Source organism: Micromonospora lupini (genome assembly GCF_026342015.1).
Lineage (GTDB): Bacteria > Actinomycetota > Actinomycetes > Mycobacteriales > Micromonosporaceae > Micromonospora > Micromonospora lupini_B.
Genome location: NZ_JAPENL010000001.1, coordinates 593,914 through 613,766, shown reverse-complemented (window position 1 = coordinate 613,766; position 19,853 = coordinate 593,914). Strand labels below are relative to the sequence as shown.

Here is a 19,853-nt window from a genome sequence, read left to right as displayed (position 1 = left end):
CACGCTCAGACCGGGTCGCCGGTCGGACCGACGTGGCGGCCGGGATCTCTGCTCCATCGCACCGATGCTACGGACCGGCCCGGCGTGGGGCGGGCGGCGGGCGGTGTCACACCGGTGCCCTAACCTTTGCGGACATGACGGCGGAACCGGTCACCACCCCCCAGTCCTCCTCCCCGGCGCACACGCCGCCGACGGTGCGGGCCTCGCTGTCCCCGTCGCGGGCGGCGGATTTCAAGACCTGCCCGCTGCTCTACCGGTTCCGCAGCATCGACCGGCTGCCGGAGCGGACGACAGTCGAGCAGGCGCGGGGCACGCTTGTGCACGCGGTGCTGGAGCGGCTGTTCGACCTGCCCGCGCAGGGCCGCACACCGACCGCGGCCGGTGACCTGGTGGCCCCCCAGTGGGACCGGCTGGTCACCGAGCAGCCGGAGCTGGCCGGGATCTTCGACGGCGCCGAGCCGGCCGGCCCGGTGGAGTTCCTGCGCTCCGCGGCGGGGCTGCTGGAGGGCTACTTCGCCGTGGAGGATCCGACCCGGCTGGAGCCGGCCGAGCGGGAGAGCCTGATCTCCGCGGTCGTCGACGAGGAGCTGCTGATCCGGGGCTATCTCGACCGGCTCGACGTCGCCCCGGACGGCGCGCTGCGGGTGGTCGACTACAAGACCGGCGGCGCTCCCCGGGAGGCGTTCGAGGCGCGTGCGCTGTTCCAGCTGAAGTTCTACGCGCTGGTGCTGTGGCGCACCCGGGGGGTGGTGCCCCGGGTGTTGCGCCTGCTCTACCTGCGCGACGCCGAGGTGTTGGATTACACCCCCGACGCCGACGAGCTGGTCCGCTTCGAGCGCACGGTGGTGGCGCTGTGGCGGGCGATCGAGCAGGCCACCGCCCGGCAGGACTTCCGGCCCCGTCCGAGCAAGCTGTGCGACTGGTGCAGTCACCAGGCCCTCTGCCCCACCTTCGGCGGGACCCCGCCGCCGTTCCCGGTCGCGGCGGCGAACGCCGACCCGCTGCGCGACGCCCGATCCGCTCCGGTGGTGCCCGGCGCCGACGACTGACCCGACCTGAGCGACGCGTCCGCCCGGCGCGGCGACCCGGGCCGCCCGGATCGCGTGCCGGCGCCGGGGGCCCGACCGCAGCGGTGCCGCCGCGGTCGGGACAGGGCGACGGGCCGGCCTCTACGGTGATCCGCGACGCACCGGCTCCGGTACGCGAGGATGACCGGTGCGCGCCACGACGTCGGCGGGACGGGAGACGAGATGAGCGATCAGGCGCCCTCGGCGCGGCCGGTGCGGATCCTGCTCGCCGACGACCAGCCGCTGCTGCGCACGGGCTTCCGGATGGTGCTGGGCGCCGAGGGCGACCTGGACGTGGTGGCGGAGGCCGGCGACGGCGTGGAGGCGGTGGAGCTGTCCCGCCGGCTGCTGCCCGACGTCGTGCTGATGGACATCCGGATGCCCCGCATGGACGGGGTGGCCGCGACCCGGGCGATCGTCGACGCCCGACTGCCGGTGCGGGTGCTGGTGCTCACCACGTTCGACCTCGACGAGTACGTGGTGGGGGCGCTGCGGGCGGGCGCCAGCGGGTTCCTGGCCAAGGACGTGCCGGCCGAGGAGCTGATCGCGGCGATCCGCACGGTGGCCGGTGGGGACGCGGTGGTCGCGCCGCGGATCCTGCGGCGGCTGCTGGAGCGCTTCGCCGACCTGCTGCCGGACCCGGCGGCGACGCCGTCGCAGGCGCTCAGCGCGCTCACCGACCGGGAACGCGAGGTGCTGGTGCAGGTGGCCCGGGGGTTGTCCAACGCCGAGATCGCCGCGGTGCTCTCGGTGAGCGAGACCACGGTCAAGACCCACGTCGGGCACCTGCTGACCAAGCTGCGGCTGCGCGACCGGGTGCAGGCGGTCGTGCTGGCGTACGAGTCGGGTCTGGTCCGCCCCCGGGCGTAGTGGCCGCGCGGCGGGTACCCCACCTGGCGTACTCGAAGATCCCTCCGTGGGGGGACGGCCCTGTTGCCGCGGTCACCTACCGTGACCGTAGGTGGCTCGGCGCGGTTGACCCTCCTGTGGCGTGAGGGGGAAGTGTCGTGCCCGGCGGTGTTTCGCCGGTCGGGAAACCTGTCGATCGGCCGTCGGGTCAGGGGCAACCCTGATGCGGCATGGGGGTGCACCCGCAGCGGGAAATCCGCGCCGGGTCCCCCCGTGGGCGGACGGGGCGGGCGCGAGCAGCGCCGATGATGGAACAGTCGCGCCGGACCATCGGGGGGCGGCGTGAGATTCGGACAGACGGAAGAGGTAGATGACGTGACCGCGACGGTAGGCCAGCAGGCGCAGGCCGCGGCCCGGGCGAACGACGTGTGGAAGGTGTACGGCAGCGGCGAGGCTCAGGTCATCGCGCTGCGGGGGGTCAGCGCGGAGTTCGAACGTGGCCGCTTCACCGCGATCATGGGCCCGTCGGGTTCCGGCAAGTCGACGCTCATGCACTGCCTGGCCGGGCTGGACTCGGTGACCCGCGGGACGGTGTCGATCGGTGCGACGACTGTCACCGGGCTGGGCGACTCGGGGCTGACGAAGCTGCGCCGGGACAAGGTGGGCTTCATCTTCCAGCAGTTCAACCTGCTGCCGACGCTCACCGCGAAGGAGAACATCCTGCTGCCGTTGTCGATCGCCGGGCGCAAGCCGGACCCGGCCTGGTACGACACGGTGATCAAGACGGTGGGCCTGCAGGACCGGTTGGATCACCGGCCGGCGCAGCTCTCCGGCGGTCAGCAGCAGCGGGTGGCGTGCGCGCGGGCGCTCGTCTCCCGCCCCGAGGTGATCTTCGCGGACGAGCCGACAGGCAACCTGGACTCGCGCTCCGGCGCGGAGGTGCTCGGCTTCCTGCGCAACTCGGTACGTGAGCACGGACAGACCATCGTCATGGTCACCCACGACCCGACCGCCGCGGCGTACGCCGACCGGGTGGTCTTCCTCGCCGACGGGCAGATCGTCTCGGAGTTGATCGAGCCGACCGCCGAGACGGTGCTGGACACCATGAAGAAGCTGGACACTCCGGCCGAGGTGGGCAACTGATGTTCCGGGCGACACTCAAGAGTCTGCTGGCCCGCAAGGTCCGGCTGATCCTGTCGGGGCTGGCGGTCGTGCTCGGGGTCATGTTCGTCTCCGGCGCGTTCGTGTTGACCGACACGCTGGGCCGCTCCTTCGACTCGGTCTTCGCCGACGGCTTCTCCGAGATCGACGTGAACGTCGCGGCGAAGCCGAAGCTCGAGGTCAACGAGATGGAGGGCGAGCAGACCGCCTCTCCGCTGCCGGCCGCAGTGGTGGACCGGGTCAAGCAGGTGCCGGGGGTGGCCGGGGCGACCGGCATCGTCAACGCCGACGGCGCCCGGGTGATCGGCAGCAACGGCAAGGTGGTCACGTCGTTCGGTCCGCCGCAGCTGGGCGAGAACTGGATCGGCGAGAGCGACCTGATGCAGCTGCGGGAGGGGCGCGCGCCGCAGACCGAGGACGAGATCGTCCTCAACAAGGCGTTGGCCACCACGGCGAAGGTGCAGGTCGGTCAGAAGGTAGGCGTGCTCACCGCGTTCGAGTCGAAGAAGCGGGACTTCACGCTTGTCGGCATCATGGGCTACAGCGGTGACCGGGACTCGATCGGTGGTGTCAACGAGGTCTTCTTCACCACGCCTGTGGCGCAGCGGCTGATGTTGGGTCAGCCGGACACGTTCAGCAGCATCACGCTGCGCGCCGCCGACGGCGTCTCGGACGAGACGCTGCGCGACGACGTGGCCCGTACCCTGGGCGCGGACTTCGACGTGAAGACCGGCGAACAGGTGGCTGCGGACGCCTCGGCCAGCCTGAAGGAGGGCCTGTCCTTCTTCAACAAGATCCTGCTCGGCTTCGCCGCGGTGGCGCTGCTGGTGGGCACCTTCCTGATCCTCAACACCTTCTCGATCATCGTGGCGCAGCGCACCCGCGAGTTGGCGCTGATGCGCGCCATCGGGGCCAGCGGTCGGCAGATCATCGGTTCGGTGGTGCTGGAGGCCATCGCGGTCGGGTTGATCGCGTCGGTGCTCGGCCTGGCGGCCGGCATCGGGGTGGGGGCGCTGCTGGCGTTCCTGTTCGGCAAGCTGGCCGGTGGGCTGACCCTGGCCGGGATCGGCGTGCCGGCGGCCGCGGTGATCGGGTCGTTCGGCGTCGGTCTGGTGATCACCGTGGTGGCGGCGTTGCTGCCGGCGCTGCGGGCGTCCCGGATCCCGCCGATCGCCGCCATGCAGGACGTGGCCACCCCGGACAGGCCGCTGACCAAGGTCACGGTGGCCGGGGCGGTGGTCACCGGCATCGGCGCGGTGCTGCTCTTCCTGGGGCTCAGCGGCAACGCCCATGGTCAGACCCTGGCCACCATCCTGGGCGGGGTGCTGTTCGCCTTCATCGGCGTGGCGCTGCTCACGCCGCTTATCAGTCGGCCGGTGGTGAGCCTGCTCGGGGCGATCTTCTCCTGGTCGGTGCCGGGCAAGCTGGGGCGGCTGAACTCGGGGCGCAACCCCCGCCGCACCGCGATCACCGCGGCCGCGCTGATGGTCGGCATCGCGCTGGTCACTGGCGTCACGGTGATCCTCGACTCGGCCAAGGGCAGCATCAGCGCCCTCGCCCAGGACACCATCAAGGCCGAGCTGGTGATCTCCGGCCAGCAGGGTGGGCCGCGTCCGCCGAGCTTCGACCCGGGCGTCCTGGACAAGGCCAAGGCCCTGCCCGGCGTGCGGATGGTCGACGGCGAGTACGGCGACATGGCCAGGATCGACGGCGAGAGCACGTGGGCGGCGGCGAGCAGCGACATCGCGTCGCTGCGGCAGATCTTCGGCGCGAAGGCCACCGCCGGTGACATCGACCGGCTCGGGCCGACCCAGATGCTCGCCAGCTCCGACACGGCCAAGGGCCGGGGCTGGTCGGTGGGCTCGACAGTGAAGGTGCAGCTGACCCGGGGCGAGGCCCTGACGTACACGATCAGCGGCATCTACGAGTCGTCGCAGCTGACCAACCCGGTGACGCTGCCGGCGACAGCGGCGAAGGACTTCGCCATCCCGCAGCCCATCCAGGGTTTCATCCAACTGGCGCCCGGCACTCAGGTGGCAGACGTGCAGCCGCAGGTGGAGGCGCTGCTCGCGGACAGCCCCGAGGTGTCGGTGGCCGACCGGGACGCGTTCATCAAGCAGCAGACGAGTTCGCTCGACGGGCTGCTCACGATGATCCAGATCCTGTTGGCCCTGGCCATCGTGATCGCCGTCCTGGGCATCATCAACACCCTGGCGCTGTCGGTGCTGGAGCGGACCCGGGAACTGGGCCTGCTGCGGGCCATCGGTCTGCGCCGTGGGCAGACCATGGGCATGATCACGGTCGAGGCGGTGGTGATCTCCGTGTTCGGCGCGCTGCTGGGCGTGGCGGTCGGCAGCGGCCTCGGCGCCGCAGTGGTCGAGGCGCTCAAGGACGAGGGCATCACCGACCTGATCCTGCCCTGGGGGCAGATGGGCGTCTTCCTCGGTCTCGCCGCGATCATCGGGGTGGTCGCCGCGGTGCTCCCCGCCGTGCGGGCGGCCCGGATCAACGTCCTGGGCGCGATCGCCCACGACTGACCGGCTCACGCAGCGACCCCCGGCGCCACTCGCGGCGCCGGGGGTCGCGTCCGTCGAGGTCGGACGCCGTCGGCCGCGCTCAGCCGGTCGCGCCGGCTCGCTCGGCCGCCAGGGCCGCGAGCAGCTCCAGGCCCACACCGGTCAGGCTCTCCACCTGGTGTACGCCGGTCAGGCTGGGCAGCGGCACCTCGGCGGGTACGGCCAGCACGGCCGCGCCGGAGGCACGCGCGCTGGCCACCCCGGTCGGTGAGTCCTCGATCGCCACACACCGCTCGATCGCCACGCCGAGCAGCCGCGCGGCGGTCAGGTAGGGCTCCGGATGGGGCTTCGCGGCGACCACCTCGTCACCGGCTACCACCACGTCGAAGTTGTCCCGCCCCAGGGTGTCCAGGGCGATCTCGACGAGCGCCCGCGGGCTGGAGGTGACAAGCGCGGTGGGGGTTCCCGCCGCGCGGACCGCGCGCAACAGGTCGAACGCCCCCGGCCGCCAGCGCAGACCGGTGCGGAACAGCTCCAGGATCCGGGCGTTGATCCACGCCGCGCTGAGGGCCGGATCCCGTTCCGGCTGCCCCAGATCGTCGTGCAGGATGCGCATCGACTCGGCCATGGCGGTGCCGATGATCGCCCGGCGGGCGTCGGCGGAGAGGTCACCGCCGTACTCGCGCGCCAGCTCCTGCAACGCGACGTCCCACAGCTTCTCGCTGTCGACCAGGGTGCCGTCCATGTCGAAGAGCACGGCGGCGGGGTGATGGCTGCTCAGCGGATCCTCCAGGGTCGTGGCCGACACCGGCGATCCTGCCAGCACGGGCTGTCGCCGGTGGCGGCAACGGGCGCCAGGGTGATCCGGGCAACCCCGCTCAGCCCAGGTCACACTCCTTCAGCGAACGCTCGTAGCCCCGGAAGAACATGTCGGTGCGCTGCTCGGCGGTGCCGTGCGCGCCCTCGGCGAACCACGGCTGGTCGGGGTCGTCGCCGACGGCCGCCACCCCCTCCCGGAACTCGTCCAGGTCGCCCTCGGCGAGGCTCAGGTCGCCGGAGCGCACCGAATCGCCGAGGTACGCCCCGGCCATGCAGTCGGCCTGCAACTCCTGCTGGATGGTGAAGCTGTAGTTGATGCCGAGACGCACCTGGATGCCGTGGGCGTACTCGTGGCCGAGCAGGTAGAACACGAACGCGTCACCGACCTCGCGGAACGCCGCGACCGACCAGGCGACGTCGTACGCGATGAAGTCGCCCTGCGAGCAGTAGACGGCGTTGTTGCGGGGCAGCGGCTGCCCGCCGCAGGAGACCTCGCCGTCCCGCTGGTACGGGGTGACCCGCCGGACGGGTTGGAAGCGTTTCCCGGACGCCTTGAACTGGGCCGCCCAGTAGCGCTCGGCGACCGCCTGCGCGTCGGCGACGTCCTGCTTGAACTCGGCAACGCTCGTGGTGCTGTCGGCGCGGGTGGTGCTCGGCCCCGGCGAGGCGGCCGACGGGTTCGCGCCCGGGCGTTCGCCCTCCGGCTCGGCCAGCCCACCACCGGCACAGGCGAGCGACACCAGCGCGGCGACCACCAGGCCCGCCAGTGGCCCTCGGGCGTCGCGTCCTGACCATGCCCCCACGGTGCCTCCCCAGACATCGGCGCTCGCGCTGTGCGTTACCCCGACGGTACGACCGCCACGCCCACCGGATTCACGCACGACCGGGCCGGACGGTTCACGCGCGCGGACTCGCGCATCCTCGGGCCGGACGGGCGGTTCACGGGGCCGGTGCGGGGCCGCCACAATGGCCCGGGGGCGGATGTGGCCGTCCGGCGAGGAGGCGCGACGTGCACGTGTTGGGCAGCCGCCGACGAAGCCAGCCGGCCCCGGCGCACGTCGTGTGGCGATCGCTGCGTGACCCGTACGCGGTGGGCGCTCGCCCCTGGCTGGAGTTGCGCGACGACGAGGCGCCGCCCCGGGTGGTGGCGGGCTACGCGCCGGTGCTGCTGGTGTGGTCGTCGCTGTGGCCGCACCGGCCGCTGGACCGGATCCGCTTCGACGTGACACCCGTGTTGCCCGGCGGGGAGTGCGCGCTGCGCTGGACCCTGACCACCGAGGCCGACCTGCCGAGCGAGAGCACAGTCGGCTACCTGCGCCACCGCCTCAACTACCTGATCAACAACCGTCTCCGCCTCTCCTACGGCCAGTAACCCGTCACCCGCCCGACTCGCGGCCACGCTGCCACGTCGCGCCCTGGTCCCCCTGCCGCTCAGCCTCGTACCGCTGCTGCCGTGCGCGAGCGTCCCGCCCAGCCGCGCGGTCGTCACCCGCGCCCAGCCGTCCCCGTCCCCGCCGCGCCACGACTCCGACCGCCAGCCCCGCCACCGCAACGAAAACGCCGGCAACCACCCACACCACCGTCATGTCCGCCACCCTAGGACCGAAGAACCACCACTCCAGGTCGGCGATATCGGGGTGTCCGAACGCCGGGATACCGCGATTTCGGCGTAACGGAGTTGATCAGACCCCGGCAGCCCGATCCCGTCCGCGAGTTGCACATCGGCGCGCGCGATCCCCGCCCCACCTCGTCGAGCAGATCGCGGCCACGCGCCGGCGCACGGAGACGTTGTCAGGGGCTGGCGGCCAGGAAGACGAACGCGGCAAGCAGCACCAGGTGCACGCCGCCCTGCAACACGTTGGCCCGGCCCGGCACCACCGTCAGCACGGCGGTCACTGCGGTGAGGGCGAGCAGCGCGAGCTGGGTGCCGCCGAGGCCGAGCAGCAGCGGGCCGTCCAGCCAGATCGAGGCGATGGCGATGGCCGGGATGGTCAGGCCGATGCTGGCCATCGCCGAGCCGAGGGCGAGGTTGAGGCTGATCTGTACCCGGTCACGGCGGGCGGCGCGGGCGGCGGCCAGGGTCTCCGGAAGCAGGACCAGCAGGGCGATGATCACGCCGACGAAGGCGTGCGGCAGGTTCGCCGCCGCCACGCCGGCCTCGATGGTCGGTGAGACGGTCTTGGCGTCGCCGACCACCGCGACAAGCGCCACCAGCAGCAGCCCGAGGCTGATCAGCGCCGCGCGGGTGGTCGGCGGCCTGGCGTGCTCCTCGGCGTCGATGACCCGACCCTCGGTGTCGACGGGCAGGAAGTAGTCGCGGTGCCGGCCGGTCTGCACCAGCACGAACAGCCCGTACAGGGCGAGCGACGCGACCGCGGCGAAGGCGAGTTGCGGCGGGCTGAACTCCGGCCCGGGGCGGGCCGTGGTGAAGGTCGGGATGACCAGACTCAACGTGGCCAGGGTGACCACGGTCGCGAGGGCCCCGCCGGTGCCCTCGGGATTGAACACGGCCACGCGTCGGCGCAGCGCCCCGAGCAGCAGGGACAGGCCGAGAATCCCGTTGCAGGTGATCATGACGGCGGCGAAGACGGTGTCGCGGGCGAGCGACTGGGTCTTCTCCGGCCCGCTGATCATCAGCGTGACGATCAGGGCCACCTCGATGACGGTGACCGCGACGGCGAGCACCAGCGAGCCGTACGGCTCCCCCACCCGGTGGGCGACCACCTCGGCGTGGTGCACGGCGGCGAGCACGGCGCCGCCCAGCAACGCGGCGACCACCACGACGACGGGGGCGGGAAGGTCTCGCCCCCACGTCACGAGCAACACCAGCACGGCGAGCACGGGTACGGCGACGGTCCAATCGAGCAGGCGGGATCGAAGCTGGGCTGGCATGCCGTCAAGAGTGCCAGGTCACGTGATCATGTGCCCACCATCGACGCAGCGCGGGCACCGGAACCCGTAACCCGTAGGTTACGCTTCCGGTGTGGACGAGGTGGCCACCGCGATCGCGGACCCGGTGCGGCGGCGCATCCTGACCATGCTGCGCGACGCGCCGCTGGCCGCCGGCGAGATCGCCGAGCGGTTCGCCATCAGCCGACCCGCCGTCAGCCGCCACCTGCGGGTGCTGCGGGAGAGCGGACTGGTCCGCGACGAGCTGGTCGGCCGCCGCAGGATCTACCGGCTCGACAGCGGCCCACTCGTCGCGCTTGCCGACTGGCTCGCCGAGTTCAGCGCACCGCAGAGGTGGGAGCAGCGCCTCGACGCGCTGGAGACCGAGGTCCACCGCACCCGCCGGGAACGCCGCGCCCGCGGCCCGGCAGAGCATCGAACGGAGCACATCGCATGACGCGTACACCCGCCGGACGGCTGTTCCGCACCGCCACCGGCCACGATCTCGTCCTCACCCGCACGTTCCGCGCCCCGGCGGCGGACGTGTGGGCGAGCCTGACCGAGTCGGAGCGCACGGCCCGCTGGTTCGGCCCGTGGGAGGGCGACGCCGGGCCCGGACGGACCATCCGGGTCCAGATGGCGTACGAGGAGCAGCAGCCCTGGTGCGAGGTACGCATCGACGCCTGCGAACCGTTGCAGCGGCTCGCCGTATCGATGATCGACAGCTACGGCGCCTGGCTGCTGGAGTTCGCGCTGACCGAGACCGACGGCTCCACCGAGCTGCGGTTCGTACAGCACCTCGGCAGCGTGGAGGGCATCGCCGAGGTGGGTGCCGGCTGGGAGTACTACCTGGACATGCTTGTCGCCTCGCGGGACGGTTCGGCCCGGCCCGAGTTCGACGAGTACCACCCCGCCATGCAGTCCTACTACCAGGGCCTCAGGGGTTAGGGCGTCTGTCGCCTCGGAGAGTCGCCCGCCCCCGGCGAGCCCTCGTCACCTCTGACGACTCTTGGACATCTGCGACGAGGGTGCGGTGGCGCGGGCGGCGCTCTCGATGAAGTCCGCGACCGGGCCGGGTTGCGAGACCGCCACCGCGTGGGAGGCGGCGATCTCCATTGTCGTGGACCCCGCCCTCTCGGCCAGGAAGCGCTGCAGGTCTGGGGGAATGCCCTGGTCCTGGGCGCTGATCAGGGTCCAGGAGGGAATCGTCTTCCAGGCGGCCTTGGTCACGCTCTCCTCCTGGGCGCTCGCGGAGGCGGGCCGCTGCGTTGCCGCCATGAGTTCGGCGGTGCCGGGGTCGACGTCGGCGGCGAACACCTCGTGGAACTTTTCCTGCACGATGTACTGATCCATGGTCATGCCGCCGTCGTCGGAGGGGATCGGGACCATGGTGATGCTGGAGGTGAGCTGACTTCCGGGGTACTTGGTGAGCAACCCGACCACACTTTCGCCGACGTCCGGGCTCACGCTTGCGACGTACACCAGGGCCTTGACGTTGGAGGCACCAGCCGCGGCCTCGGTCATGACCAGCCCGCCGTAGGAGTGGGCGGCCATCACGACCGGTCCGGGCAAGCTGTCCAGAAGCGCCCGAACGTAGGCGGCGTCCTTCTGCACACCGCGCAGCGGGTTGGCGACGGCAATGACCGGAAAACCCCGATGTTTGAGATTGGCGATCACGCCGTTCCAACTCGACGAGCCGGCGAACGCCCCATGGACCAGCACGATTGTCGGCATCTCCTGGGCAGACATGTCCGGAGCAGTGCTCATCGGAGTTCCTTTCGAGGGGCCTCGCCGCCCGCTGGCTGCGGTGCGCAGACCGGATCGACGAGGACGGTCGCGGAGCATTCCCTGGCAGCACGCGTCAACCTGTGATCGCGGCTCCGGTGGGTTGCACCATCCAGAATCCCGCCCCGATGAGGCGACTGTCAGCGAGATCGAAGAAGATGGAGTGCCCCGTCAACACCACGCACGGCCGCGACGTCACGCCTCGGAGTCGCGATCTCCGGACTCTCCCCGTCCGATCGGCGAGGCGGAAACCTCCGACGGTTGGCCCCGCCTTCGCAGGGCGCCGAGGAGCGCGACCACTGCCAGCACTCCGGCCACCGCGGTCAACCCGGCCATCGGCGCCGAACGGGCCAACACCGGCGTGCACAGCACCAGGGCCGCCAGGCCGATGATCTGCGCTCGGGAGACCTGCCCGAGAATCTCGTACTCCAACCGGATGCGGGCGACGAGGAACAGCATCGGGCCGCCCACCACGAACAGCAGCCAACTGGGCCGCGGCTGCCCGAACGGGTGGTCGATGACCAACTCGTAGCCGACCGCCGTGACGAGCACGCTGAGCACGATCACCAGATGCGTCCGTTCCGACGCGGTGCCCAACCGGCCGGGCATACCCACCCGGCCGAACGCCTCCGACAACAGCAGACCGGCGTGGTAGAAGTAGATCCGCCAGAGCAGCGCGCTGGTGGCGAACGCGACAGCGAAAGCGGCTGCCCGCTCCGCGGAATAGTCCGCGCCGCTGAAGACCACGCCGATAACCAGAATCGACTCACCGAGTGCGATGAGAAACATCTGCTGATAACGGTCCGCGAGATGGGCCCCCGCGATCCGCCACCGACCTACCTTCGAGACCCCGAGCCATGGCAGCGGCCAACCCAACGCCCAGGCGAGGTAGTCGACAGCGAGGGCGACGACCCACAGCGGCAGGCGGAGGTCATCCGGACCCAACGCGCCGGCCAACCACAGCGGCGCGCTCGCCAGAGCCCACACGACAAGCCGGAGCGGCACCAGCCGTCGCGGGTGCCCACGCAACGCGGCGGCGACCACCAGCGGCCGCAGCACCATCACCATCAGGTACGCGACAGTGAATGGCAGCGCCCGCTCCTCCATGGCGCGGGGCAGCGTCACCGCCATGATCAGGCCGGCGAACATCGTGCCGACCACGACGGCCTGGATGATCGGGTGCTCTGGTTCGTACCGACTGGTGATCCAGGCGGTGTGCGACCAGATCAACCAGAGCGCCAGAAAGAGCAGCAGGGTACGCCCGAACCCCGTGACGAGCGTCCAGCCGGTGTCGTCGCCCAACCCGGCGAATCGTTGCGAGACCCGGGTGAGGGCCACGACGAAGGCCAGATCGAAGAACAGCTCCAGGAACGTCGCCCGACCCGAACTCCTTGGAGGGCGCAGCAGCTCGGCGCCCCGCCCCGCCGCCATCGTCAGCCTCCGTCCGCCCGGTGCTACCAACGAGCCGGCGGCCTGCGGGGTTGCGTCAGCGCTCATCCCCGCCGGCGCCGAAGGCGCCCCTGGCGGCTCCGCCCAGGGGGCCGGTCTCCCGGCGCAGCTTGGCGAACTCGGCGGTCAGCGCCGGCAGCGGGAAGTGCGCGTTCAGGCCGCTGGGGTTGGGCAGCACCCACACGCGGGCGGGGCCCAGCCGCTCCGGCTGCGGGCCCAGCCCGGCCTTCGGCCGGACGAACGCGATCCGGTACGCCGTCACCCCGAGAACCGCCACCCACCGCGGCAGGTGCCGCTCGGCCTTGACCGCCAGCCCGGTCACGCCGGCCACCAGCTCGGCGGAGGTCAGCTCGTCGGCGCGGGCGGTGGCCCGGTTGCTCAGGCTGGTGAGGCCCAACCCCTGGCGCAGCAGCTCGGCGCGCTCCCACGGGCGCAGCTCCCGGTCGGTGAAGCCGGCGCCGTGCAGGGCCGGCCAGAAGCGGCTGCCCCGGCGGGCGAAGTGCGCCCCCACCGCCGCCGAGTAGAGGCCCGGGTTGAAGCCGCAGAAGAGCACCCGCAGGCCGGGGCCGATCACGTCCACCAGGCCGCGACCGGCCGCGGCCGCGACCTCCTGCCGGGTCGGCGGCCGCCAGGGCTGCGCCGCGCCCGCGTCCATTCCACCGATCCTGCCGTACGCCCCGCCGCCCGTCCCGACCTGCGCGCAACCCGAACGCACCCCACCCGATGCGCGCCGATGATCACGCCTTGACACCCTGAACGGATGGACAGCGCCGACCACCTCGCCGCCAGCCGCTCCGCGCGGATGCGCTGGAACACGCCGCTGTCGGAGGAGCACGCGGACCTGCTGCTGCGACGACTCGACGTGCGCCCCGGCGCGCGCGTGCTCGACCTGGGCTGCGGCTGGGGCGAGCTGCTGCTCCGCGCCGTCGCCGCGGGCGGCGTGGCGGGCCCGGTCGCGACGAGGGGCGTCGGTGTGGACACCGACGAGACCGCCCTCGCCCGCGGGCGCAGGCTCGCCGCCGAGAGGTCGCTGAACAGGCACGTCGCGTTCGTGATGGGCGAGGCGGCGGCCTGGCAGGAGCCGGCCGACCGGGTCCTGTGCGTCGGCTCCGCGCACGCCTTCGGTGACACCGGGGCGGCTCTCGACGCGCTCGCCGGCGTGGTCCGTCCCGGTGGACGGCTGCTGTTCGGCGAGGGGTACTGGCAGTCCGACCCGACCACCGAGGCCACGCGGATCTTCGGCACGGAGGTCACCGATCTCGCGGGCCTCGTCGAGGCCGCCCGCGAGCGGGGCTGGCGGCTGCTGCACCTGAGCACCGCCGACCAGCGGGAGTGGGACGACTTCGAGTCCACCTGGCTCGCCGGGCGGCAGGAGTGGCTGCTGACGTACCCCGAGGATCCCCGCGCGGCCGACGTCCGCGCGGAGCTCGACGACCGGCTGCGCCAGTACGTGGGCGGCTACCGCGGCGTCCTCGGCCTCGCGTACCTCGTTCTCGGTCGCTGACGCCTCCGGCGGAAGCCCGCCCGTTCGGCCCACCGACCCCACACCGATGGGGAAGAGTGCTGACGAGAACTGTCGTCGACGGCCGGGCGGTGGCACGGCGTCGTGACGTGCGGAGGTGCGGATGAGCGGCACGACCCCGACCGGGCCCGTCAGCAACGTCGTCCTGGTGCACGGCGCGTACGCCGACGGCTCCTCCTGGTCCGACGTCATTCCCCTCCTGCACCGGGCCGGAATCACGGTCACCGCGGTGCAGAACCCGCTTACCTCCCTGGCCGACGACGTGGCGGCCACCAACCGCGCTCTCGACCGGCAGGACGGGCCGACGGTGCTGGTGGGACATTCCTGGGCGGGCACGGTCATCAGCGAGGCCGGCAACCATCCCGCGGTCGCCGCCCTGGTGTACGTCGCCGCCCGCGCGCCGGACGCCGGAGAGGACTTCACGGCCCTCGCGGCGCGGTTCCCCACCCCGCCGGCGAACGCCGGGCTCGTCCACAGCGACGGCTTCGCGCAACTCAGCGAGCAGGCCTTCCTCGACGACTTCGCGGGCGGCGTCGAGGCGACCCGTGCGCGTTCCCTCTACGCCGTACAGGGGCCGATCGCAGGGGACCTGTTCGCGGGCCGGACGACAGTCGCGGCCTGGCGGAACCGCCCCTGCTACTACTCCGTCTCCACGGCCGACCGGACCACCGCGCCCGAGCTGGAGCGGTTCCTGGCCGAGCGGATGAACGCGACGACGATCGAGGTCGACTCCTCGCACCTCGCCATGGTCACGCACCCCGAGACGATCGCCGACCTCATCCTCATGGCGACCAGGGGCACTCGCGGTCCCGTCGCGGACAGCCGGGGCTGACCACCACGACGCCCGCGCCCACCGTCAGGTCAGCCTGCACGCGGTGCCGCAGTACGGGCAGTGCGCCCGCTTGGCGTTCGAGGTGACCTCGACGTCGCAGCGTGGGCACCTGCCGTTCTCCCACAGGCCCTGGTCGATGCCGAGTTCCCCGCCGTAGTGGTCGCGATCGGGCCAGGCGACCAGCTCGACGTCGAGGCCGGGGTCGACATCGTCCTCGTACCAGGTGACGTTGGCCAGGGTCAGCACCGTTCGCATGCCGTACGCCTCCTGCTCGAACTGCGGTAGGACACGCCGCAGGACGTCGACCAGCTCACGGACCGGCAGCGCCGCGAGGTGCCCGGCGAGGCGCTCGCGATCTTCGTCGGTGGACATACGGCCGACCCTACGTGCCGCGCCGACGCCGGCGCTGACCGTGCCACGGTGCGTCCCTGGCCGGAGCGGGTGGGCTTGACGGGGCCCAGACATCGGAGGTTTACTGCGTCAGCGATGCGAGTCGATGCGCGCCGACCGTCCACTGAGGTTGGTCGGGGTCATCGGCTGGCCAATCGCACGCTCACCACCGCTCCACATCACCGCTCCACATCACCGCACCATCTCAGCCGAGCATCGGCGGCCCGGCTTCCGCACCACCGCCACCATGGCCCCGGGCGTGCCCTCGTGCACCCTCTCGGGGTCGACGCTCAGCAGAGGAGCAAGACCATGCGTTCCCGTCCCCGCCTCTTGGCGCTCGTCACCGGCCTGGCCGTGTTGATGGCCGGCCTGATAGCAATCCCCACGCAGGCCTCGGCAGCACCGCTGACCAAGGTCCTGGTGTTCAGCAAGACCGCCGGCTTCCGCCACTCGGCCATCCCCAACGGCATCGCCGCGATCCAGCAGCTCGGCTCCGCCAACGGCTTCAGCGTGACCGCGACCGAGGATGCCAGCCAGTTCACCACCTCCAACCTGGCCCAGTACCAGGCGGTGGTCTTCATGTCGACGACCGGCGACGTCCTCGACTCCAGCCAGCAGGCGGCCTTCGAGTCGTACATCGGCTCCGGCGGCGGGTACGTCGGCGTGCACGCCGCCGCCGACACCGAGTACAGCTGGCCGTGGTACGGCCAGTTGGTCGGCGCGTGGTTCGACTCGCACCCGGCGATCCAGACCGCGACCGTGAAGATCGAGGACCGGACCAACCCGTCGACCGCGCACCTCGGCGCCACCTGGGTCCGCTCCGACGAGTGGTACAACTACCGCACCAACCCCCGGTCCACCGCGCGGGTCCTGGCCAGCCTCGACGAGTCGTCCTACAGCGGCGGCAACATGAACGGCGACCACCCGATCACCTGGTGCAAGGCGTTCGGCGGCGGTCGGGCCTGGTACACGGGCCTCGGGCACACCGAGGCGTCGTACACCGACCCGAACTTCACCAAGATGCTGCTCGGTGGCCTCCAGGTCGCCGCGGGTTCGGTCAGCGCCAACTGCTCGCCGGGGACGACGAACCCGACGACCCCGCCGCCGACGACGGCCCCGCCTACCACGGCCCCGCCGACCACGGCCCCGCCGACGACGGCTCCGCCGACCACCCCGCCGCCCGCCGCCACCGGTTCCACCCTGCGGGCCCGCGCCAACAACCAGTACGTCAGCGCGCCCAACTCCACCACCCCGCTGATCGCGAACAAGAGCACTGCCGGGACGAGCGAGCGGTTCGAGCTGGTCAACCTCGCCAACGGCAACGTCGCGTTGCGCGCCAAGAGCAACGGGCAGTACGTCGCGGCGGAGAACGCCGGGGCCGCCGCTCTGATCGCCAACCGGGCCAGCGCCGGCGCCTGGGAGACGTTCCAGCTGATCCGTAACTCCGACGGCACGGTCAGCCTGCGGGCCACCGTCAACAGCCGCTACGTGGCTGCCGACAACGGGGGCGCCTCGCCGCTGATCGCCAACCGGACCGCCATCGGTCAGTGGGAGAAGTTCGACCTCGTCACCACCAACTGATCGCGTCTCGACGCGCCCTTCGCCACCCCCACCCGGCCGTGGTGCGCCCTCGCACGCCCGGCCCTGGTCGTCGAGAAAGGACGATCATGCTTTCGAACCCCCGGCGCTGGTCCCGGGCACTCGTCGCGGCGGTCACCACCGTCGCGAGCGTGAGCCTGGCCGTGGCCGCGCCCTCCACCGCTCAGGCGGTGGTCATCCCGGCCTCCGACTATCAACAGATCAAACTCGCCACCGGCTCGGCCGAGCTGGGCGAGGCCATGTCCCTGGCCGTCCTGCCCAACCGATCGGTGCTGCACACCGCCCGCAACGGCGTCCTGCGGGTCACCGACGTGGCCGGCAACACCAAGACCTCCGGCACCCTGTCCGTCTACACCCACGACGAGGAGGGGTTGCAGGGCGTCGCCGTGGACCCCAACTTCGCCACCAACAGGTGGATCTACCTGTACTACTCGCCCACGTTGAGCACGCCGTCCGGGGACGCCCCGACCACCGGGTCGCAGTCGGACTGGGACCGGTGGAAGGGGCACCTCAACCTGTCCCGGTTCACCCTCAACAGCGACGACACGGTGAACCTGAGCAGCGAGAAGGTCGTGCTCCAGGTCAACAACGACCGCGGGCAGTGCTGCCACGTCGGCGGTGACCTGGACTTCGACGGCGCCGGCAACCTGTACCTGACCACCGGTGACGACACCAACCCGTTCGAGTCCTCCGGGTACGCGCCGCTTGACGAGCAGACCAACCGCAACCCGCAGTTCGACGCCCAGCGCTCGGCGGGCAACACCAACGACCTGCGGGGCAAGGTGCTGCGGATCAAGCCGCAGTCGGACGGGACGTACACGATCCCGTCCGGCAACCTGTTCGCGCCCGGTACGGCCAACACCCGTCCGGAGATCTACGCGATGGGTCTGCGCAACCCGTTCCGGATGAGCGTCGACAAGGCGACGGGCGTGGTCTACGTCGGCGACTACGGCCCCGACTCCGGGTCCACGAACTCCAGCCGCGGCCCCTCCGGTCAGGTGGAGTTCAACCGGATCACGGCACCCGGCAACTTCGGCTGGCCGTACTGCACCGGCAGCAACACCAGCACGGAAACATACAATGAATACACCTTCCCGTCCGGGCCGTCGCAGTCGAAGTACAACTGCTCGGGCGGGCCGACGAACAACTCGTTCCGCAACACCGGTCTCGGCACGCTGCCCGCGGCGAAGCCGGCCTGGATCAAGTACGCCGGTGACTCCGGTTCCCCGTCGGAGTTCGGCAGCGGCTCCGAGTCGCCGATGGCCGGGCCGGTCTACCGGTACGACGCGTCGCTCAACTCCAGCGTCAAGTTCCCGTCGTCGCTCAACGGCCAGTTCTTCGCCGGCGAGTACGGCCGTCGCTGGATCAAGCCGATCGCGATCAACTCCGACGGCTCGCGCGGGGAGATCTCCAGCTTCCCGTGGAGCGGCACGCAGGTCATGGACATGGCCTTCGGTCCGGACGGCGCGCTCTACGTGCTTGACTACGGCACCGGCTCGAACAACCAGGCGCTCTTCCGGATCGAGTACATCGGTGGCGGCAACCGCAACCCGATCGCCGTGGCCTCGGCCAACCCGACCTCGGGGTCGAACCCGCTGACCGTCAACTTCTCGTCGGCCGGCAGTTCCGACCCGGAGGGTGGGACGCTGAGCTACCTGTGGACGTTCGGCGACGGCACCACGTCGACGGCGGCCAACCCCACCAAGACGTACACCACCAACGGCACCTACGCCCCCACGCTGAAGGTCACCGACCCGACCGGCCTGTCCGGCACGGCGAGCCTGGTCGTCACCGTGGGGAACACCGCGCCGACGGTGACGCTGACCTCGCCCGTCGACGGGCAGCTGTTCAGCTTCGGTGACACGGTGTCCTACCAGATCTCGGTGAGCGACCCGCAGGACGGCACGATCGACTGCTCCAAGGTGAGCCTGACCTACGCGCTGGGCCACGACAGCCACGCGCACCAGATCACCTCGAAGACCGGGTGCAGTGGCTCCATCGCCGTCCCGACCGACGGGGAGCACGACTCCGCGGCCAACATCTACGGAGTCTTCGACGCGGCCTACACCGACAACGGTGGGCTCACCACGCACAGCATCAGGACCCTTCAGCCGAAGCACCGACAGGGTGAGCACTTCACCGCCCAGTCCGGTGTGCAGGCGACCGACCACACCAACGCCGAGGGTGGCCGGACGGCCGGGTTCATCGAGAACAACGACTGGATCTCGTACCAGCCGTACAACCTGGCCAACGCGACCCGGTTCACCGCGCGGGTCTCGTCGGCAGGCGCCGGCGGCACCATCGAGGTCCGTACCGGGTCCGCCACCGGCACCCTGCTCGGCACCGCCACGGTGCCGGTGACCGGTGACTGGGAGACCTTCGTCGACGTCTCCACCGCCATCAGCAACCCGCCGACCGCGTCGACCACGCTGTACCTGGTGTTCAAGGGCGGCTCGGGCAACCTGTTCGACGTCGACGCGTTCACCTTCACCACAGGCACCACCACCCCCAGCGGTGGGATCACGCTGCGGGCGCAGGTCAACAGCCAGTACGTGTCGGCCGTCGGCACCAACCCGCTGATCGCCAACAAGGCGAGCGTGTCGACGACCGAGCAGTTCGACCGGGTGGACGCCGGCAACGGCAACATCGCCCTGCGTTCGCGCGCCAACGGGCTGTACGTCTGCGCTGACAACGCGGGCGCGAGTCCGTTGATCGCGAACCGTACGACGATCGGCCCGTGGGAGACCTTCCAGATCATCACCAACTCGGACGGGACTGTCGGCCTGCGGGCGCTGGCCAACAACCAGATCGTGGCCGCCGAGAACGCCGGGGCGGGCTCGTTGATCGCCAACCGCACGTCCGTCGGGTCCTGGGAGAAGTTCGTCCTGACCAGCAGCTAGGCGGCGCTACCCGGCCTGGTCGGCGGCCGGGCCGTGAAACGGCGGGAGTCCGGGGCGGACGGTGCAAACCGTCCG

19 protein-coding genes are annotated in these 19,853 nt (G+C 71.3%); 11 read left to right on the top strand and 8 right to left on the bottom strand.

The annotated features are described in order from the left end of the window. Positions 1 to 134 precede the first annotated feature (134 nt). The 4 genes from OOJ91_RS02845 to OOJ91_RS02830 all read left to right on the top strand — a co-directional run bounded on the left by OOJ91_RS02845 (position 135) and on the right by OOJ91_RS02830 (position 5,614). Positions 135 to 1,049, top strand: coding sequence for a RecB family exonuclease (locus tag OOJ91_RS02845; protein ID WP_266242036.1), 915 nt, complete (start codon positions 135 to 137; stop codon positions 1,047 to 1,049). 201 nt (positions 1,050 to 1,250) lie between these two features. Next, positions 1,251 to 1,937: a response regulator gene (locus OOJ91_RS02840; protein WP_266242035.1), complete on the top strand. Its 687-nt coding sequence runs from the start codon at positions 1,251 to 1,253 to the stop codon at positions 1,935 to 1,937. Positions 1,938 to 2,291: 354 nt separating this feature from the next. Continuing rightward, on the top strand, positions 2,292 to 3,059 hold the full coding sequence (locus tag OOJ91_RS02835; RefSeq protein ID WP_266242033.1) for an ABC transporter ATP-binding protein: 768 nt from the start codon (positions 2,292 to 2,294) through the stop codon (positions 3,057 to 3,059). Beyond that, complete coding sequence (locus tag OOJ91_RS02830) at positions 3,059 to 5,614, top strand: ABC transporter permease (RefSeq protein ID WP_266242031.1); 2,556 nt, start codon at positions 3,059 to 3,061, stop codon at positions 5,612 to 5,614. Before OOJ91_RS02835 ends, OOJ91_RS02830 begins: the two co-directional genes overlap by 1 nt. Before the next feature lie 79 nt (positions 5,615 to 5,693). On the opposite strand, the gene OOJ91_RS02825 is transcribed toward OOJ91_RS02830, so the two are convergent. Together OOJ91_RS02825 and OOJ91_RS02820 are read right to left on the bottom strand one after the other, a co-directional pair. Beyond that, positions 5,694 to 6,350 (bottom strand): HAD family hydrolase, encoded by a 657-nt coding sequence (locus OOJ91_RS02825; protein WP_266245238.1) that lies wholly within the window; start codon positions 6,348 to 6,350, stop codon positions 5,694 to 5,696. 121 nt (positions 6,351 to 6,471) lie between these two features. Then, positions 6,472 to 7,215, bottom strand: a complete 744-nt coding sequence (locus OOJ91_RS02820) for a neutral zinc metallopeptidase (protein ID WP_266242029.1) — start codon at positions 7,213 to 7,215, stop codon at positions 6,472 to 6,474. A 206-nt stretch (positions 7,216 to 7,421) separates the two neighbouring features. On the opposite strand from OOJ91_RS02820, the gene OOJ91_RS02815 reads away from it, so the two are divergent. Then, complete coding sequence (locus tag OOJ91_RS02815; RefSeq protein WP_266242027.1) at positions 7,422 to 7,784, top strand: hypothetical protein; 363 nt, start codon at positions 7,422 to 7,424, stop codon at positions 7,782 to 7,784. Positions 7,785 to 7,788: 4 nt separating this feature from the next. Here the strand turns inward: OOJ91_RS02815 and OOJ91_RS02810 are convergent, their stop codons facing one another. Then, the gene (locus OOJ91_RS02810) at positions 7,789 to 7,998 is read right to left on the bottom strand and encodes a hypothetical protein (RefSeq protein ID WP_266242025.1); all 210 of its coding nucleotides are present in this window, start codon (positions 7,996 to 7,998) and stop codon (positions 7,789 to 7,791) included. 205 nt (positions 7,999 to 8,203) lie between these two features. Further along, entirely contained in the window at positions 8,204 to 9,304 is a 1,101-nt protein-coding gene (locus tag OOJ91_RS02805) for a calcium:proton antiporter (protein WP_266242023.1), read from the bottom strand. 91 nt (positions 9,305 to 9,395) lie between these two features. Between OOJ91_RS02805 and OOJ91_RS02800 the strand changes: the two genes are divergently transcribed. After that, positions 9,396 to 9,758 carry a metalloregulator ArsR/SmtB family transcription factor gene (locus OOJ91_RS02800; protein WP_266242021.1) on the top strand — a complete coding sequence of 121 codons (363 nt, stop codon included), beginning with the start codon at positions 9,396 to 9,398 and terminating at the stop codon, positions 9,756 to 9,758. Further along, entirely contained in the window at positions 9,755 to 10,249 is a 495-nt protein-coding gene (locus tag OOJ91_RS02795; RefSeq protein WP_266242019.1) for an SRPBCC family protein, read from the top strand. Before OOJ91_RS02800 ends, OOJ91_RS02795 begins: the two co-directional genes overlap by 4 nt. 45 nt (positions 10,250 to 10,294) lie before the next feature. Here OOJ91_RS02795 and OOJ91_RS02790 read toward each other — a convergent pair whose 3' ends face one another. The 3 genes from OOJ91_RS02790 to mug form a co-directional block, all read right to left on the bottom strand. After that, the gene (locus OOJ91_RS02790; protein WP_266242017.1) at positions 10,295 to 11,068 is read right to left on the bottom strand and encodes an alpha/beta fold hydrolase; all 774 of its coding nucleotides are present in this window, start codon (positions 11,066 to 11,068) and stop codon (positions 10,295 to 10,297) included. Positions 11,069 to 11,281: 213 nt separating this feature from the next. Further along, positions 11,282 to 12,517, bottom strand: a complete 1,236-nt coding sequence (locus OOJ91_RS02785; protein WP_266242015.1) for a low temperature requirement protein A — start codon at positions 12,515 to 12,517, stop codon at positions 11,282 to 11,284. 55 nt (positions 12,518 to 12,572) lie between these two features. Beyond that, on the bottom strand, positions 12,573 to 13,190 hold the full coding sequence (gene mug, locus OOJ91_RS02780; protein ID WP_266242013.1) for a G/U mismatch-specific DNA glycosylase: 618 nt from the start codon (positions 13,188 to 13,190) through the stop codon (positions 12,573 to 12,575). Positions 13,191 to 13,295: 105 nt separating this feature from the next. On the opposite strand from mug, the gene OOJ91_RS02775 reads away from it, so the two are divergent. Continuing rightward, on the top strand, positions 13,296 to 14,039 hold the full coding sequence (locus OOJ91_RS02775; protein ID WP_266242011.1) for an SAM-dependent methyltransferase: 744 nt from the start codon (positions 13,296 to 13,298) through the stop codon (positions 14,037 to 14,039). 121 nt (positions 14,040 to 14,160) lie between these two features. After that, entirely contained in the window at positions 14,161 to 14,889 is a 729-nt protein-coding gene (locus OOJ91_RS02770) for an alpha/beta fold hydrolase (RefSeq protein WP_266242009.1), read from the top strand. Positions 14,890 to 14,913: 24 nt separating this feature from the next. On the opposite strand, the gene OOJ91_RS02765 is transcribed toward OOJ91_RS02770, so the two are convergent. Next, a complete protein-coding gene (locus tag OOJ91_RS02765) occupies positions 14,914 to 15,261 on the bottom strand; it encodes a hypothetical protein (protein WP_266242008.1) in 348 nt (115 codons plus the stop codon). A gap of 327 nt (positions 15,262 to 15,588) precedes the next feature. Between OOJ91_RS02765 and OOJ91_RS34540 the strand changes: the two genes are divergently transcribed. After that, complete coding sequence (locus OOJ91_RS34540) at positions 15,589 to 16,860, top strand: ThuA domain-containing protein (protein ID WP_439117008.1); 1,272 nt, start codon at positions 15,589 to 15,591, stop codon at positions 16,858 to 16,860. 86 nt (positions 16,861 to 16,946) lie between these two features. Further along, positions 16,947 to 19,778: a PQQ-dependent sugar dehydrogenase gene (locus OOJ91_RS02750; protein ID WP_266242006.1), complete on the top strand. Its 2,832-nt coding sequence runs from the start codon at positions 16,947 to 16,949 to the stop codon at positions 19,776 to 19,778. The last annotated feature ends 75 nt before the right edge of the window (positions 19,779 to 19,853 follow it).